The organism is Vibrio sp. bablab_jr001 (assembly GCF_016464285.1).
Taxonomy (GTDB): Bacteria; Pseudomonadota; Gammaproteobacteria; order Enterobacterales; family Vibrionaceae; genus Vibrio; species Vibrio fluvialis.
The window spans coordinates 83126-97197 of record NZ_JACDWZ010000046.1; the positions used below are offsets into that span (position 1 = coordinate 83126).

General features: G+C 52.7%; 14 protein-coding genes. 4 read left to right on the forward strand and 10 right to left on the reverse strand.

Features of this window, described 5'->3' with window-relative positions; all coding sequences use genetic code 11:
* Positions 1-31 precede the first annotated feature (31 nt).
* Positions 32-469, reverse strand: a complete 438-nt coding sequence (locus JIG40_RS07635) for a DoxX family protein (protein WP_020328803.1) — start codon at positions 467-469, stop codon at positions 32-34.
* A gap of 276 nt (positions 470-745) precedes the next feature.
* Between JIG40_RS07635 and JIG40_RS07640 the strand changes: the two genes are divergently transcribed.
* Genes JIG40_RS07640 through JIG40_RS07650 form a run of 3 tightly spaced genes read left to right on the forward strand, consistent with a single transcriptional unit; the run spans position 746 to position 3020 of the window.
* Complete coding sequence (locus JIG40_RS07640; RefSeq protein ID WP_199465078.1) at positions 746-2116, forward strand: AlkA N-terminal domain-containing protein; 1371 nt, start codon at positions 746-748, stop codon at positions 2114-2116.
* A 1-nt stretch (position 2117) separates the two neighbouring features.
* Complete coding sequence (locus JIG40_RS07645; RefSeq protein WP_024374890.1) at positions 2118-2591, forward strand: methylated-DNA--[protein]-cysteine S-methyltransferase; 474 nt, start codon at positions 2118-2120, stop codon at positions 2589-2591.
* Between the two features lie 18 nt (positions 2592-2609).
* Complete coding sequence (locus tag JIG40_RS07650) at positions 2610-3020, forward strand: hypothetical protein (RefSeq protein WP_244662647.1); 411 nt, start codon at positions 2610-2612, stop codon at positions 3018-3020.
* Between the two features lie 10 nt (positions 3021-3030).
* Here JIG40_RS07650 and nhaD read toward each other — a convergent pair whose 3' ends face one another.
* The 4 genes from nhaD to JIG40_RS07670 all read right to left on the reverse strand — a co-directional run bounded on the left by nhaD (position 3031) and on the right by JIG40_RS07670 (position 7661).
* The gene (gene nhaD / locus JIG40_RS07655) at positions 3031-4476 is read right to left on the reverse strand and encodes a sodium:proton antiporter NhaD (protein ID WP_044367304.1); all 1446 of its coding nucleotides are present in this window, start codon (positions 4474-4476) and stop codon (positions 3031-3033) included.
* 133 nt (positions 4477-4609) lie between these two features.
* On the reverse strand, positions 4610-5908 hold the full coding sequence (locus JIG40_RS07660) for a dicarboxylate/amino acid:cation symporter (protein ID WP_020328808.1): 1299 nt from the start codon (positions 5906-5908) through the stop codon (positions 4610-4612).
* A 444-nt stretch (positions 5909-6352) separates the two neighbouring features.
* On the reverse strand, positions 6353-6682 hold the full coding sequence (locus tag JIG40_RS07665) for a hypothetical protein (protein WP_020328809.1): 330 nt from the start codon (positions 6680-6682) through the stop codon (positions 6353-6355).
* 10 nt (positions 6683-6692) lie between these two features.
* A complete protein-coding gene (locus JIG40_RS07670) occupies positions 6693-7661 on the reverse strand; it encodes a hypothetical protein (protein ID WP_199465079.1) in 969 nt (322 codons plus the stop codon).
* A 306-nt stretch (positions 7662-7967) separates the two neighbouring features.
* Here JIG40_RS07670 and JIG40_RS07675 point away from each other — a divergent pair, with 306 nt between their 5' ends.
* Positions 7968-8837, forward strand: a complete 870-nt coding sequence (locus JIG40_RS07675) for an AraC family transcriptional regulator (protein ID WP_020328812.1) — start codon at positions 7968-7970, stop codon at positions 8835-8837.
* Positions 8838-8866: 29 nt separating this feature from the next.
* Here JIG40_RS07675 and JIG40_RS07680 read toward each other — a convergent pair whose 3' ends face one another.
* The 5 genes from JIG40_RS07680 to slyA form a co-directional block, all read right to left on the reverse strand.
* Positions 8867-9763, reverse strand: a complete 897-nt coding sequence (locus tag JIG40_RS07680) for a DMT family transporter (RefSeq protein WP_061055327.1) — start codon at positions 9761-9763, stop codon at positions 8867-8869.
* A 155-nt stretch (positions 9764-9918) separates the two neighbouring features.
* Positions 9919-11232, reverse strand: a complete 1314-nt coding sequence (locus tag JIG40_RS07685; protein ID WP_199465080.1) for an alpha/beta fold hydrolase — start codon at positions 11230-11232, stop codon at positions 9919-9921.
* Positions 11233-11347: 115 nt separating this feature from the next.
* The gene (locus JIG40_RS07690) at positions 11348-12391 is read right to left on the reverse strand and encodes a DUF2955 domain-containing protein (protein ID WP_044367317.1); all 1044 of its coding nucleotides are present in this window, start codon (positions 12389-12391) and stop codon (positions 11348-11350) included.
* Positions 12392-12403: 12 nt separating this feature from the next.
* A complete protein-coding gene (locus JIG40_RS07695; protein WP_020429523.1) occupies positions 12404-13462 on the reverse strand; it encodes an HlyD family secretion protein in 1059 nt (352 codons plus the stop codon).
* 19 nt (positions 13463-13481) lie between these two features.
* Entirely contained in the window at positions 13482-13952 is a 471-nt protein-coding gene (slyA, locus tag JIG40_RS07700; protein ID WP_020328817.1) for a transcriptional regulator SlyA, read from the reverse strand.
* Between the last annotated feature and the right edge of the window lie 120 nt (positions 13953-14072).

The window sequence follows — 14072 nt, forward strand, 5'->3', positions numbered from 1 at the left end:
TAATCTCGCCCTTCATTGAATCATCAGAAAATTATTTCTGGCTGACTGCTGAGTCGATGCTCACTTTGCCCGCGCCAGAAATCAGCAGTGATACGCTGGCGGCCAGCAGAGCAAGACCAAATTCGTAACCGTTGTTCGCCATGAACAGGCCATTGCCGATGTGCACGCTCAGAATGGCAACGACCATGGTGAATGCGGTTACAAACGCAGCAGGACGAGTCAGCAGACCGATCAGCAGGAACAGGCCGCCAAAGAATTCACCGCTACCCGCCAGGAAAGCCATCAGAACGCCCGGCTCAATGCCGATGGATGCCATCCATTGACCAGTGCCTTCCAGACCGTATCCGCCAAACCAGCCAAAAAGTTTTTGCGAGCCATGCGCCATAAAAGTGATGCCGATTGGGATACGTAGAGCCAGTGGTGCAAATCCTGCGTCAGTGCTCATGAGTTTTTTCAAAAATGCGTTCATGTGGGTTTCCTCAATATTCGATAATCTGCAATAAGTGTCGTGCATTGTTGTGTGCCGATGGAGAGAGTTTAGGAGAGTTTAAAAAAATAGATAACGTTCATAACTCGACATTCTTGTTCGAAAAACTTGAAGGACTTTCCGTGAACTTAATCTCATTTTCGTGAATAGCCAGGTAACGATGAGTGAACGCACGGTGTGACCATTGAGTTCCGAAAATGGCTAGTGTTCTGGTGATGACGTCGTACACTGTGCTTAACAGAACGAAGGAACCGATATATGGACACTGAGGTTGATGTTGCACTGACTCCACAAGAGTGCCAGCGAGCTAGGCTAAGCCGCGATCCGCGTTTCGATGGACGCTTCTACGTTGCCGTGAAAACCACGGGTATTTTTTGTCGGCCGATTTGTCCGGCCAACCTGCCCAAAGAGGAGAACGTAGAATATTTCCTCAATCAGGCGCAGGCACTGCAAGCGGGTTATCGTCCTTGTTTGCGTTGCCGCCCGGACAGTGCGCCGAGCTCGTGGGCGTGGAAAGGGGTGGAAACCACGTTTCTGCGTGCGATGAAACTGATTGATAACGGTGAGTTGCAAGGCCAGCGCCTGAGTGAGTTGGCTGTACGGCTGGGGATCAGTGATCGCTACTTGCGTCAACTGTTTCAGTCGCATCTCGGTATGTCGCCGAAACAGTACGCGCAATATCACCAACTGATGTTCGCCAAGCAACTGCTGCACACCAGCCATATGTCGATCACTGATATCGGCTTTGCATGCGGGTTTAACAGTACCCGACGTTTCAATGATGCGTTTCAGAAAGTGCTCAAGCTGACGCCCAGCCAGGTGCGTCGGCAGTCAGCACCGGTGACGGCGCACAATCGATTGTCGCTGGCCTATCGCGGCCCATTTGACTGGGCGCACATGCTGGCGTTTTATCGTCTGCGTGCCGTTGATGGGATTGAACAGGTTGAAGAGGACAGCTATCAACGCCATGTCAGAATTAACGGTTGCGACGGCTGGTTTAAAGCGACGCTGGCGTCGGATTCGCAGTTGGAGATCGAATTTGAACTGGCGGAGCTGACCGAATTGCGTCATTTGGTGAGCCAGTTACGCCGCGTGTTCGATCTCGATGCCGATATTGTCAGCATTGAAGCGCAGCTTGAGCAGGCGGCGCCGGGGCTGGTGACTCACTCTGGCATTCGTATTCCCGGCGTGTGGAATGCCTGGGAAGCCGGCGTGCGGGCGATACTGGGGCAGCAGGTGTCGATTAAAGCGGCGATAGGGCAGCTCAACCTGCTGGTTGCGACGCTCAATTACAATTGCGCCAAACCGTGGTATTTTCCCACCCCGCAGCAAGTGGCTGACGCGGATCTGAGTTTTTTGCGCATGCCGCAAAGCCGCAAGGATACCCTGCACCGCTTTGCGGTGTTTATGGCTGAGCAGCCGAATGCATCACTTGACGACTGGCTGGCACTCAAAGGTGTCGGGCCGTGGACCGTCAATTACGCCCGCTTGCGCGGTGTGTCAGACAGCAACTGCTTTTTGCACACCGATCTGGTGGTGAAAAAAGCATTGGCGACCTTTCCCCATCTGACACCGGAAAGCGTGTCGCCATGGGGCAGTTATGCCACCTTTCATTGTTGGGACCAATAACATGAATCAATTTACTTACTTTGATAGCCCGCTGGGAAAAATGACCTTACAAGCGAACCAGAATGGCCTGTTGGGTGCCTGGTTTGAGACAGAAAAAACGATGCCAAAGGATCTTGGTCAATACAGTGAAAGTTGTCCTATACTCGTCAAAACAATCAATCAGTTAGAAGAGTATTTTGCGGGCAAGCGCCAAGATTTCGACCTACCGCTCGCGGCGACGGGCACACCGTTTCAGTGTTCCGTCTGGCAAGCGCTGTGTACCATTCCATATGGAGAAACCTGGAGCTACTTGCAACTGGCTGAAGCCATTGGTAACCCGAAAGCGGTGCGCGCAGTTGGTCTGGCGAATGGCAAAAATCCACTCTCTATCATCGTGCCGTGCCATCGAGTGATTGGCAAAAGTGGCAAACTGACTGGCTACGCGGGTGGTGTCGAGAGAAAAGCCCAGCTGCTGGCGTTAGAAAAAGAGGCATAACAGAGAAAAATGTTCGTCATGGAAAGATCGACCCTTGTCCCCCTGCTGCTCATCTGTGTTGGCGCGATGTCCGGTTGCAGCCGCGATGATTTGCAGCGCATGGTCAACAAGGAGACCTATATGTTTGAAGGGATCTACGACAATCAGTATGACCAGCAACTTCTGGTATTCAAAGACGGTAAAGTCGCGATACAGGATGCTCATGGCGATGCTGTGTGGCAGCGACCGTTCGATCTCGACGATGACGAACTGACGATTAAGATGAGCCAGAACTCCAAAGAGCAGCGCCCTGAGCTGGTGATGCGTGTGCATGGCAAGGGGGAGGTGCTGACATGCAGCGCCTGCGCCCGTTATCAGTTGAGCAACATCTGGGTACGAGAAGGTGCAGAGGCGCAGAACGTCGAACTGCCCGGCGAAAACCAATCTTAATTTCTGCGCACTACATACTCATAAACAGGGGTTGATTGAGCAGCAGATGCAGGGCGATGCTCACAGCGTAACCAAGAATAATCACCGGCGTCCATTTCAGGTGACCAAAGAAGGTGTACTTGCCGTGTGAGGCGCCCATCAGCGCGACCCCGGCGGCCGAGCCAATCGACAGCAGACTGCCGCCAACCCCGGCGGTCAGTGTCACCAGTAACCAGTTGCCGATAGACATGGTGGGCTCCATCGTCAGAACGGCGAACATCACCGGAATGTTATCGACTACAGAAGAGAGGAAGCCAATCATCACGTTGGCCCACACCGGATCCCACTGAGAATACATCACGTCAGAAATCAGCCCCAGATAACCAAGCAGGCTCAGCCCACCGACACACATGACCACACCGTAGAAGAACAGCAAAGTGTCCCATTCGGCGTGCGAAATGCGGCGAAATACGTCAAACGGTACTACTGAACCAATGCGGCGCAGCGCCGCTTCGTCGTTGTTGGCAATCGCCAGCGCGGTTTTCTTCGCCAGCGAACTGGCCAGCGTTTTACGCAGGAAGTAACCGAAGAACTGCAAATAGGCGAGCCCCATCATCATGCCCATCACTGGCGGGAAGTGGAACAGCGCATGGAAACTGACCGCGGTGATAATGGTGAGCACAAACAGCAGCACAATGCGCCGCGCGCCGCGTTTGAGTTCTACCTGTTCATACACCGAATCCGGCTGTTCTTTCGGCAAATAGAGCGACATGACCATCGCCGGAACCAGATAGTTGGCGATCGACGGCACAAACAGATCCATAAACTGCATGAAAGAGACATGTCCGGCCTGCCACACCATCAGTGTGGTGATGTCGCCAAACGGACTGAACGCACCGCCTGCGTTGGCGGCGATCACAATGTTAATGCAGGCAAGGTTAACGAACTGGTCGTTCTTGCCACCGACTTTCATGACCACGGCGCACATCAGCAGGGCGGTGGTCAGGTTATCGGCAATCGGGGAGATGAAAAACGCGAGCAAACCGGTTATCCAGAACAGCGAGCGGAAATTAAACCCTTTGCCGATCATCCAGGCTTGCAGCGCATCAAACAGACGCCGCTCTTCCATGGCACTGATGTAGGTCATGGCAACCAGCAGAAACAGCAACAACTCGGCGTATTCCAGCAGATTGTATTCCAGTGCTTCGCGAGCAATGTCTGCCATGCCGTGTTGTTGATAGACATAGCCAATCATTGCCCAGATGAGACCAGCCGCCAGCAGTACTGGCTTGGATTTTTTCAGCTGGAGGTACTCTTCCAGCGTAACCAGAATATACGCCAGGCCAAATAGAAGAAGTGAGAGATAACCGATAGTGGAGCGGGTTAGCGGTAAGGTTGATTCAGGCGCCGCAGACGCGAAACACAACGATGAAAACAGGGACGAGACAAGGATCAGGCCAGGCCAAACTCGCTTCATAATCTGTGCTCCAAGCTGCGGAAATTACACAAATTTTAGAAGCTATTTTCCCCACTAAGTGTGAGGTGTATCGAATCTGACTGATCGACAGGCAATAAAAAACCCCGGCAGGCCGGGGTTTTTAACACGATGATTACGCGCGTTTCAGATGAACTTCTTCTTCTTTTGCACCCGCCATTGGGTCATAAAAGCGTGCTTCATCCAGTGCGTTTTCTGATTTCGCCACGATACAGGTGACCACACTGTCACCAGTGATGTTTACTGCAGTACGAATCATATCCAGCAGACGGTCAACACCCATGATCAGGGCAATACCTTCCAGTGGCAGACCCACCTGGTTCAGAACCATCGCCAGCATAACCAGACCTACGCCCGGAACACCCGCAGTACCGATTGACGCCAGTGTCGCCGTCAGGATCACGGTCAGGTAGTCACCCATCGACAGATCGATGTTGAAGGCTTGCGCGATAAATGCGGTCGCAACACCTTGCATGATAGCCGTACCATCCATGTTCACTGTCGCACCCAGAGGGATAGTGAATGACGCAATTTTGTTGTCGACGCCGAAACGGTTTTTCGCCGTTTCCATGGTGACCGGAATGGTCGCGTTTGATGATGCGGTTGAGAACGCAAACATGATGGCGTCTTCCATCTTGCGGAAGAAAGTAATTGGGCTCAGGCCCGCAAAGCTCTTCAGCATCACACTGTAAGTGACCAGACCGTGGATCAGCAGCGTTGCCGCCAGAACCACAAAGTACTCAGCCAGATTCAGAATCGCGCTCAGACCGAGACCGGTGAACAGTTTCGCCATCAGGAAGAACACGCCGTATGGGGCAACGTTCATCAGCAGCGCAACCAGCTTCATGATCACTTCGTTCAGATCGTTAAACACAGCCGCAATACGTTCACCCGGTTTACCTGCTGCACTGATCGCAATACCGAACAGCACCGCAAACACGATCACTTGCAGAGTTTTACCTTCTGCCATCGCGTTGATTGGGTTGGTTGGGAACATATCAATCAGCACTTTACCCAGCGATGGTGCTTCTGCTGAAGTAAAACCGCTGGCCGCTGTCAGATCCGCACCTGCACCCGGCTGGAAAATGGTGCCCATAGTCAGTGCTAGTGTGATCGCAATCGCGGTGGTTGTGATGTAAAACGCCAGAGTTTTTCCGCCCATGCGGCCCAGCGTAGATAGGTCTTTCAGTGAACTTGTCCCGCACACCAGTGAAACAAAAACCAGTGGCACAACAAGCATTTTCAGGCTTGCAATGAAGATCTTGCCGCCAACTTCGAATAATCCATTAACAATATATGCGTCCACAAATCCGTTGTCCGCAAACAGGGTGCGAATAGCAAACCCTGTCAAGATACCGGCTACCATACCCAGAATTACACGGCTGGTGAGCGACATCGGCTTCTTGGTATTCATCTTGAACACTCCTTATATTTATGCACTTCGACATCATTTCAAAGCGAGCGGCAGGGTAGCAGGCGCAATTCAAAATAAAAAAGTAATTTCACAATACCTATCCATCGCTGTGATCATGCTCACCATTTATCCGCTATTTTTAACCGATTTATAACAATTTAATAGTGAATTAATGCGCTTGTATGTAACTTGGCAACATATAAGCTTATCCATGCAACAATGTTCACGATTCTCAACCATTGATAATCTGGGGGATTTTTGACTTTACATGGCAATAAATTGGTGCATATTTAGTCGAATATTTGTATTCATGTGCATAAGTTTGCACTTAAGCGTTCGGCGATATTGGTGGGGTGAATGAAAGGTATAGAGCCTATCGAAGAGAAGGAAGTGACACGCGCTTCTTTTTCAGCGTGCCATTTATGCTCAACTTAAGTGGCACGCTCAAGTCACCAGCTTGGCGAGCGTCTTGGTCACCTTGCCAGCCGAGCGAATAACGCGCGCGATACCCGCTAAAGACGCCACATTCTCATTGAGCTCATCGCATACGCGGCGGCTTTCATCACAAAGCTCTTCCAGCCCTTGCATCGCATCCTGAATCTGGCTGGTGTCCTGCAGTGATTCAATCACCAGTGCGGTGTATTGTTGGCGCAACGTATCCTGCTGCTGCCACAGTTCATCGTATTCCGGTGTGGCCACGTTCATCACTGCCATCAAATCGTCGATTTGCAGCAGAGACAGATAAAGCTGTTGTTTGAGTGATGCCTGATTCATGGTTCCCTCCTTACTTAGGACAGCGAGCGCCGTTCTGGTCAATGATGACCTGGCTTAAACAAGTGTTGACCATATCTTCCACCGATGAGAACAATTTGTGTGTGCGTTTCAGATGTTGGACAGCATCAATAATCCGACTGGAATCAAAGCGACCAGCCTGTACTTCACTGGCAATCACATGGTGCGCACTGGCCATTTCATGCAACGCGCGGGCACTGCTTTCTACCGCAGCCAAACTGGCCAGCATCGCTGAATAGCGCTGATAACTTTGTTCGACGGCCTGACGCCGCAGTAACAGATCCTGACGCGTGGTGTTATTGACCGCAGTGAGATAAAGGCTGAGCTCAATATTTTTCGCCACTTCCAGCCGCTGGCTGAAATCCTGGCGCAATATCTGTTCTGCGACGTGGCGGCTGAGAGACTGCACCAGCGGGTCTGCGGCCATGACCAGATCGCGAATGGCTTTGGCACGCTGACGGTCGGTGTAAACCGCGAACGCTTCACTGATGATGCGACTCGAGCGTGCGGCCTGTTCATCACTGATGACGGATGCCTTCCCCCACTTTTGATACGCATGGTCGAGATCAGATAACGCATCCGCCAGTTTGACTCCGGCGCGAGCCATCTCCTGATTGGAGGCGGTAGTACTTAACTGATACAACGCCTGCGAATAGGTCAGCAATGCCTGATTTGCCTGATACAAGGCGTTGCCATCAAGGTTGCCAAGGCCCGCTTGCGCGGCGGTTTGCAGCGATTGCTTGGTGACTTTGTTAGGGCTGGTGGTTAAGTTGGCCAGCACTTCATTACGCGCAGAGGCGTTGTAATCGCTGATCAGGCCATCAATCTGCTGGCTGACCTGACGGGCATTGTCGCTGTAACTGGCAATCGGGCCGGTTGGTGTGACCGAGCAACCACTCAGCGCAGTGGCTCCCAGCAGTGTCATGCACACCGCGCGCCGCGAATCATTCCATAACGTCATGCAACCCAGAATTCCAGTTTGATTGAGCAAAGTGATGAATTATGACTCTTTATGCATATTGTTGCTGTGATGTTAATTCCGAAGCGAGCAATTATGGATCCGAGAAGCGTCGGGCAGGGCTGTGAAAGGCTTAAAAAGCGAAACCGTGTATGGAATTTCGGGGTGGGGGTGAAATATCAGGAGCACACACGATTTCGCCTGATCACATTCTGGCCATTTGCCGCTAAATGGGTGATGCAATCTTGGCAAAAAATAATACTATTCCATCAAAATAAAGTAATGATGAAGTCAGTATTGTAGAAAACCATGCGTGCGCAGTTTGAAAAAGTGGAATACCGGGACGACAGTTCCTGGCGATTACTGATTCGGGAACTGGAGACCATTCCGTTTGAGTGGCATTTTCACCCCGAATATGAGTTGACCCTAACGCTCAACAGCGCTGGCGAGCGCTATATCGGCGACAATATCAGCGATTATCATCATGCGGATCTGACGCTAGTGGGACCGAATATTCCGCATACCTGGCAATCACAACATCACTTGGACCCGACGCGGCCACAAAAAGTGTATGTGTTATGGTTTGACCAAGCGTGGGTCGATAACTTGCTGCGTTCGTTTCCGGAATTTAGTCCGCTCGATACGCTGTTTAAGCAGGCTCGCCACGGTGTGGCCTTTCCAAACGTCTTTGCAGCCTCGTTGCTGCCAATGTTTGAGCAGTTGGACGTCGCCGCTCCGGCGCGGCGCTCAACGTTGTTGCTGAGTATTCTGACCTCGTTGGTGGAGTGTGAACAACCAAAGACGTTGGGTGTTGAGGGCGGTGCCAGCTTGGCTGAAACCCACGGGCGAGAGCAGCGTCTGTTGTCACAACTGCTGGAGCGTATTCACGCTCACTATACTCAGCCACTGGCGCTGAGCGAACTGGCGCAGGATGTGGGGATGAGCGAAAGCACACTCACCCGCTTTTTTAAACGCCTTATGGGGCAGGGGGTCAATCGCTACATCACCCAGGTTCGCATCGGCAAAGCCTGCTCTCTGTTGATTCGCACCGATTTTCCGGTATCGCTGGTGGCACAGCAGGCCGGATTTACCAATCAGGCCAACTTCAACCGGCTGTTTCTCAAATACAAGCAGATGACGCCGCGTGAATTTCGCCAGCGCTTCAAACCGCTACCATAAAAAACGGGGCCAATTGGCCCCGCGCTGTCTTATATTGATGCTGCTTGTTTTCGCGCTCTGAGTAATGCGAGCGGCGAAAAGTTGGTCACCATCATGGTGCCCGTCAGTACCAGTGCAGTGCCGAGTACCGTGTTAAGCCCAATGGTTTCGCCAAGCACCAGATAGCCCCACAAAATACCGAACACCGGGATCAAAAAAGTCACGGACAAAGTCGGCGACGGCCCGATCTCTTTCACCAGTCGAAAATAGAGCAGATAAGCCAGGCCGGTACAGATGATGCCGAGCGCCAGCACGGAAAGCACTTCTGTTCCGCTGGGCGCTTCGCGCATTGGGATGAATGGCAATAAAGGCAGCACCCACAGCGAAGCCGCCCACATGCTGCCGTGCGAGTTATCAAACGACGAGATCGCCGGCGCGTTTTTGGTGTAGTTGGTCGCAATGCCATAACAGAATGCAGCCATGGTCGCCGCCACAATCGGCAATCCCGCATCAGTGCCGATCAGCGAATGGTCGAGGCCGACAATCACGGACACACCCGCGACACCAATCAGCAGACCCGCGATGGCTTTCGGGCTGAGCGGCGTTTTGTGCCACACATAACCAATGACCGCACCCCAAATCGGCGCGGTGGAATTGAGAATAGATAAAGTAGACACGTTCAGTGTTTGCGCCGCATAAGCGAACAGCAGAAACGGCAGTGCGCTGTTGAACAGGCCGAGAATCATAAAGTGTTGCCAGTGCTGGCGAAATGGCAGTGATTTTTTCAGATACAGGCCAATCAGCAGCAGGCTCAGAGCGGCAAATCCGACTCGGGCTTCAATCAGGTAGGCCGGGCCGAAGCTGTGTGCGGCAATACGTAAAAACAGAAATGACCCACCCCAAATGGCGGCCAATCCGAGCAGTTGAAGAAAACTGGCGACAGGCATGACGAATCCTTGTTGTGTCTGGAAAAGCTACTGTGAAGCAGTGCTGAATTTTGGTCAATCACTAAAAAGATTACACTGCCGGAAATGGCGAGTCCGGGCGGTAGGCAGAGGTAAAAAAGCAGGCCGAAGCCTGCTCATTGAAAGCTCAAACGGCGTTACAGCAGTGGTTGGCCAAGATTCGCCGCCGTCTGCTCACCCATGGCGATCAGTGTGTTGAGAATGTGTTCGCCATCGGCACGCAAACCGTTGTGTTCATACTGGTTGGTGATCCACGCTTTGCTGTTTGGGATCTGCTTGAGCGTTTCACGGCTGATGTCCATTTCGACAAACATGTCGTCGGCGTACACCGCGCAGCTGACCGGAACGGTGTTGCGCGCCAACACGCCGGCATCGTACAACTGACCCCAGTCCGCTTTATCCGCCAGCAATTGCGCAGCGTCTTTCAGTGGCAGCAGATTGGTGTAGAGATCAAACATCCACGGAAACACCATCTCGCCGGTAAACAGGAACGGTTGCCCTGACTGGTAATGGAACTCCGGGAAGGCATCACGCATGCGATGCGCCGACCACTGTGAGGCAAAGCCCTGACAATAAATGGCTTCGTGCAGAATCGCGTAGATAGGGTTGGTCTGAAACCCTTGGTCCATCATCATGTGCTGCAAAAATTCGTAGCGTAGAGTCTCTTTGCCATCGACGTCGATAAACGCATTTTCCAGCGTGAAGTAGGTCGGCATAAACGCATCACTCATACCGAAATGAATACCGATCTGTTGGAACTGCTCAACGGTAAAACGCTGGCCGTTTGGCAGGCGAACGTCGTTAGCCAGCAAGTGATCGGCAATGCGCTGACACATCGCCTGCGCTTGAGGAAACTGAGCAAAGAACGCGGCGTTTTTGTCCAGAGTGCGCTGGAAGGTGGCGCGGTAGACGTCATCCGGTTGACGTGACAATGATGGTACGCCGCCCGTGATATAGCTGCGTAGCAGGCTCTCAGGGAACAGCGACAGATAGGTCAGCGAACAAAAACCACCAAAGCTCTGGCCAAGTATCGCCCAGCGTTCAACGCCCCATTGCTGACGGATGAACTCGGCGTCGCGTACGATGTTGTCGGCGCGAAAGTGGCTCAGATATTCCGCTTGCTGTTGCGGCGTTTTGCCTGCCAGTGTCTGGTGGTTAACCACGCTGCTTTGACCGGTGCCACGCTGATCCAATAACAGCACTCGGAACTGCTGCAGCGCGCGTTTCATCCAGCCGCTGCTGGCACTGGCGCGCGGCGCCGGAAAGCCCGGACCGCCCTGAAAATAGACCAGCCAGGGTTTGTGTTCATCATTGCCGCTGGCCGATGTCACGGCGCGGGCAAATACCGTGAGGGTTTCGCCCTCAGGTTGCTGATAATCCAACGGGACAGAAAAGGTGTACGGCGTGTAACGAACGCCCGCTTCAACGAAGCTGTGCAGGGAATGCATCATGACTGACTGATTTCCTTGTGAGTCATCTATTGGTTTGCGCAGACGATAGCACAAGGCTGAAGAGGGAGATATGACGCTCTGCGATTTTTGCCACAGAGCGTCATGGGGGTGTTACTTAACCTTCAATCGGCCCGAATCGGGTTGATTCGAAGCTGTTAAGGATGCGATGGACCAGATAGGTGATCATCAGCGTGACCACAATGGCAAAGAAAATACTGCTGACCCGGTACAGTGCGCTGTAGACCAGATCGCCGCCCGGACTGAGGTACTGACCAAACAAAATGCCCAGCGTCGTCAGGCCGCCAAATCCGGCGCCAGAGCCGCTGGATTCTTTCACGTGCATGTAGCTGAATACCATGGCGCCAATCCACAGCAGTGGCACCACAAACAACAGTAAGTCAGACCAATCGTATAACAGCAGCTGCCCGGCCAGACCAAACGTCACACCGAGAATCGTCCCCATACCGCGTTTGCGTGCGTATCCCATTGCGCCGTTCCAGTGCATCGGAAACAGCAGCAGAATGGTGGTGGCTTGCGCCGAGAGGGAATCGCTCAAATCAAACACCTGAAATACGACAAACGACAACGTGGTGATGGTCGCGCCCATTAACGCCTCGTGACGCATACGGTGCGACTGCTTGGGCGTCGTCGGACGCGGTGGCGGCTGACGAGGCTCGGCATCCGGCATCACAAACGTCACCAGATAGGCAATCATCACCGACAAGACGGTGGCAAAAATATTGCCAAAAATCAGGTCGTTGAGGTCGGTGGTCGGGTAACTGGCAAAGTGCAGCATAATACTGAGACTGATGATGCTGTTGGCACCGAACAGAAATAGGCTGCCTTTTGACATACAGGCAAACTTATACAGAAACAGAAAGAAGGCGATGATGGTCATCATGCCCGGATGCGTACCGAAGTAGCCGCCCAGAATTCCCACTTCCAAACCACATACCACAGCAGAAGCCAGCAACTGGCGTGCCGCGTGGGCGCTCATTACCGGCACCATACCGAGCAGCAGCATCGGCGTGACGGTGTAGAACACCCCGTAGTTCCACCCCATCAACTTATTAAAGGTGAAACCCAGTGTGGCACCTGTGGCGATACGCAGACATTGCCGGAGATCGTTCTCCGACAACGGATGGTCCCATAGTCTCATGCCATCACCTGCTTAGTAGATGTAGTGCAGAGCACTCAGGAAACGGATCTGGATTTTCGCCAGCAGATTAAACACGCTGTTTTCCGGCAGCAACTGAACGGTCGCACGTGCGCCCGCTGGCAGTTTTTGCAGCTGTTCATCGCTCAGCGCCAGATGCAGACGCATACGCTGTGCGTCACGTACCCAGCGAGTTGAAGAGGTCGGTGACGCCAGCAGGCCGTTGGCATCAAACTGACCGGAGCTCACTCCGGCATCGACACTGCTTACACGCGCCTCAAATACCTGACCCGGTTTACTGTCAAACGCGATCAGCGCATCGCTGTCGGTGCTCAGATGGCGCAGGCTCTTCTCGCGGAAATCGGCAATCACATCCACCTGGTTATCTACCAGAGCGATCAGCGGGCTACCCGCCGCCGCGTAAGTACCGGCTTCGAGTTGCAGGTTGGTCACCACGCCATCATTTTCTGCCATCACTTTGGTGTAAGACAGATTCAGTTTGGCTTGGTCGAGTTGGTTCTGAGCAACACGAACGCTGACGTTTGAATCGTCAGTGTTGCCACGGCTAACCTGAAGCTCTTTCAGGCGAGCGCGTGCGGCCGCCAGATTGGCTTTCGCGGCGGTGGCGGAACTTTGCGCATCATCACGTAGCTGTTGCGAGGTGCCGTTGCGATTAAATAGGGTATTTAAACGGTTGTATTCGCGGGTTTTCTGGTCGGAAACGATCACCGCTGCGGTCACGTCGGCCTGTGCGGCAACAATTGACGCATCCAGCTGATCGTTACTTTGCATCGTGCGCTCTAAGTTGAGCTGAGCTTGTTCTACCGCCAGCTGATACGGCGCCGGATCGATCTGGAACAGAACGTCGCCCTTGTGCACGGTCTGGTTGTTCTTGACGTAAATCTCTGAAATTTGTCCGCTAACGCGTGGTGACACTTTGGTGACCACACGGGTCGCCATGGCTTGCGGTGTGAGCGGCATCGCAAGGTCGGCAACGAGAAAATAAGCAAAGACGAAGACAAACACGAAGCTGGAGTATTTGATCCAGCGTGCGAATTTCTGATCGGGTGTCATGGGAGTTTATTTCTCTTAATTAAAGGTTATCTGACTTTTCGCTAAGTGATTCGAGGGCATTGTTGGCAATCTGCTCCAGAATCTGACCGAGTTTGAGCAGCTCTTCATCATTGATGTGAATAAGCAGTTGGCGACGAACCTGAAGAATACGCGTCTCCATTTGCTTGATCATGATGCGGCCTTGTTCGGTCAGGCTGACAATACGTGCGCGCTTATCGCTGGCACAGCAGTGTCTGGTGATGAGTGATTGCTCTTCGAGTTGGTTGAGCGTGCGCATCAATGACGCCAGTTCTATCTCCAGCGCTTCGGCAAGATGTTTCTGGCTGATGTTGTCGCCAAGGCGTTGCAGTTTCCACAGTGCGGTCCAGCGAGGATGTGTCAGGCCCAAAGGAGCCAGCTCGCGGTCAGCCACCATCTTCCACAAACGCGAAACGCGGGCGAGTTTTTCTGCCAGAGTCAGCTCGTAAAGGCTGTTGATGTCTTGAATCATGATGCTTCCCTAAATACTTAGCGTGCTAAGTAATATAATTTAGTTAGCACGCTAAGTAAATGGGGTGTGATAGAAATCACAATAAAAATTCTAAGCGGATGAGAATGGCGTGAATCAAAA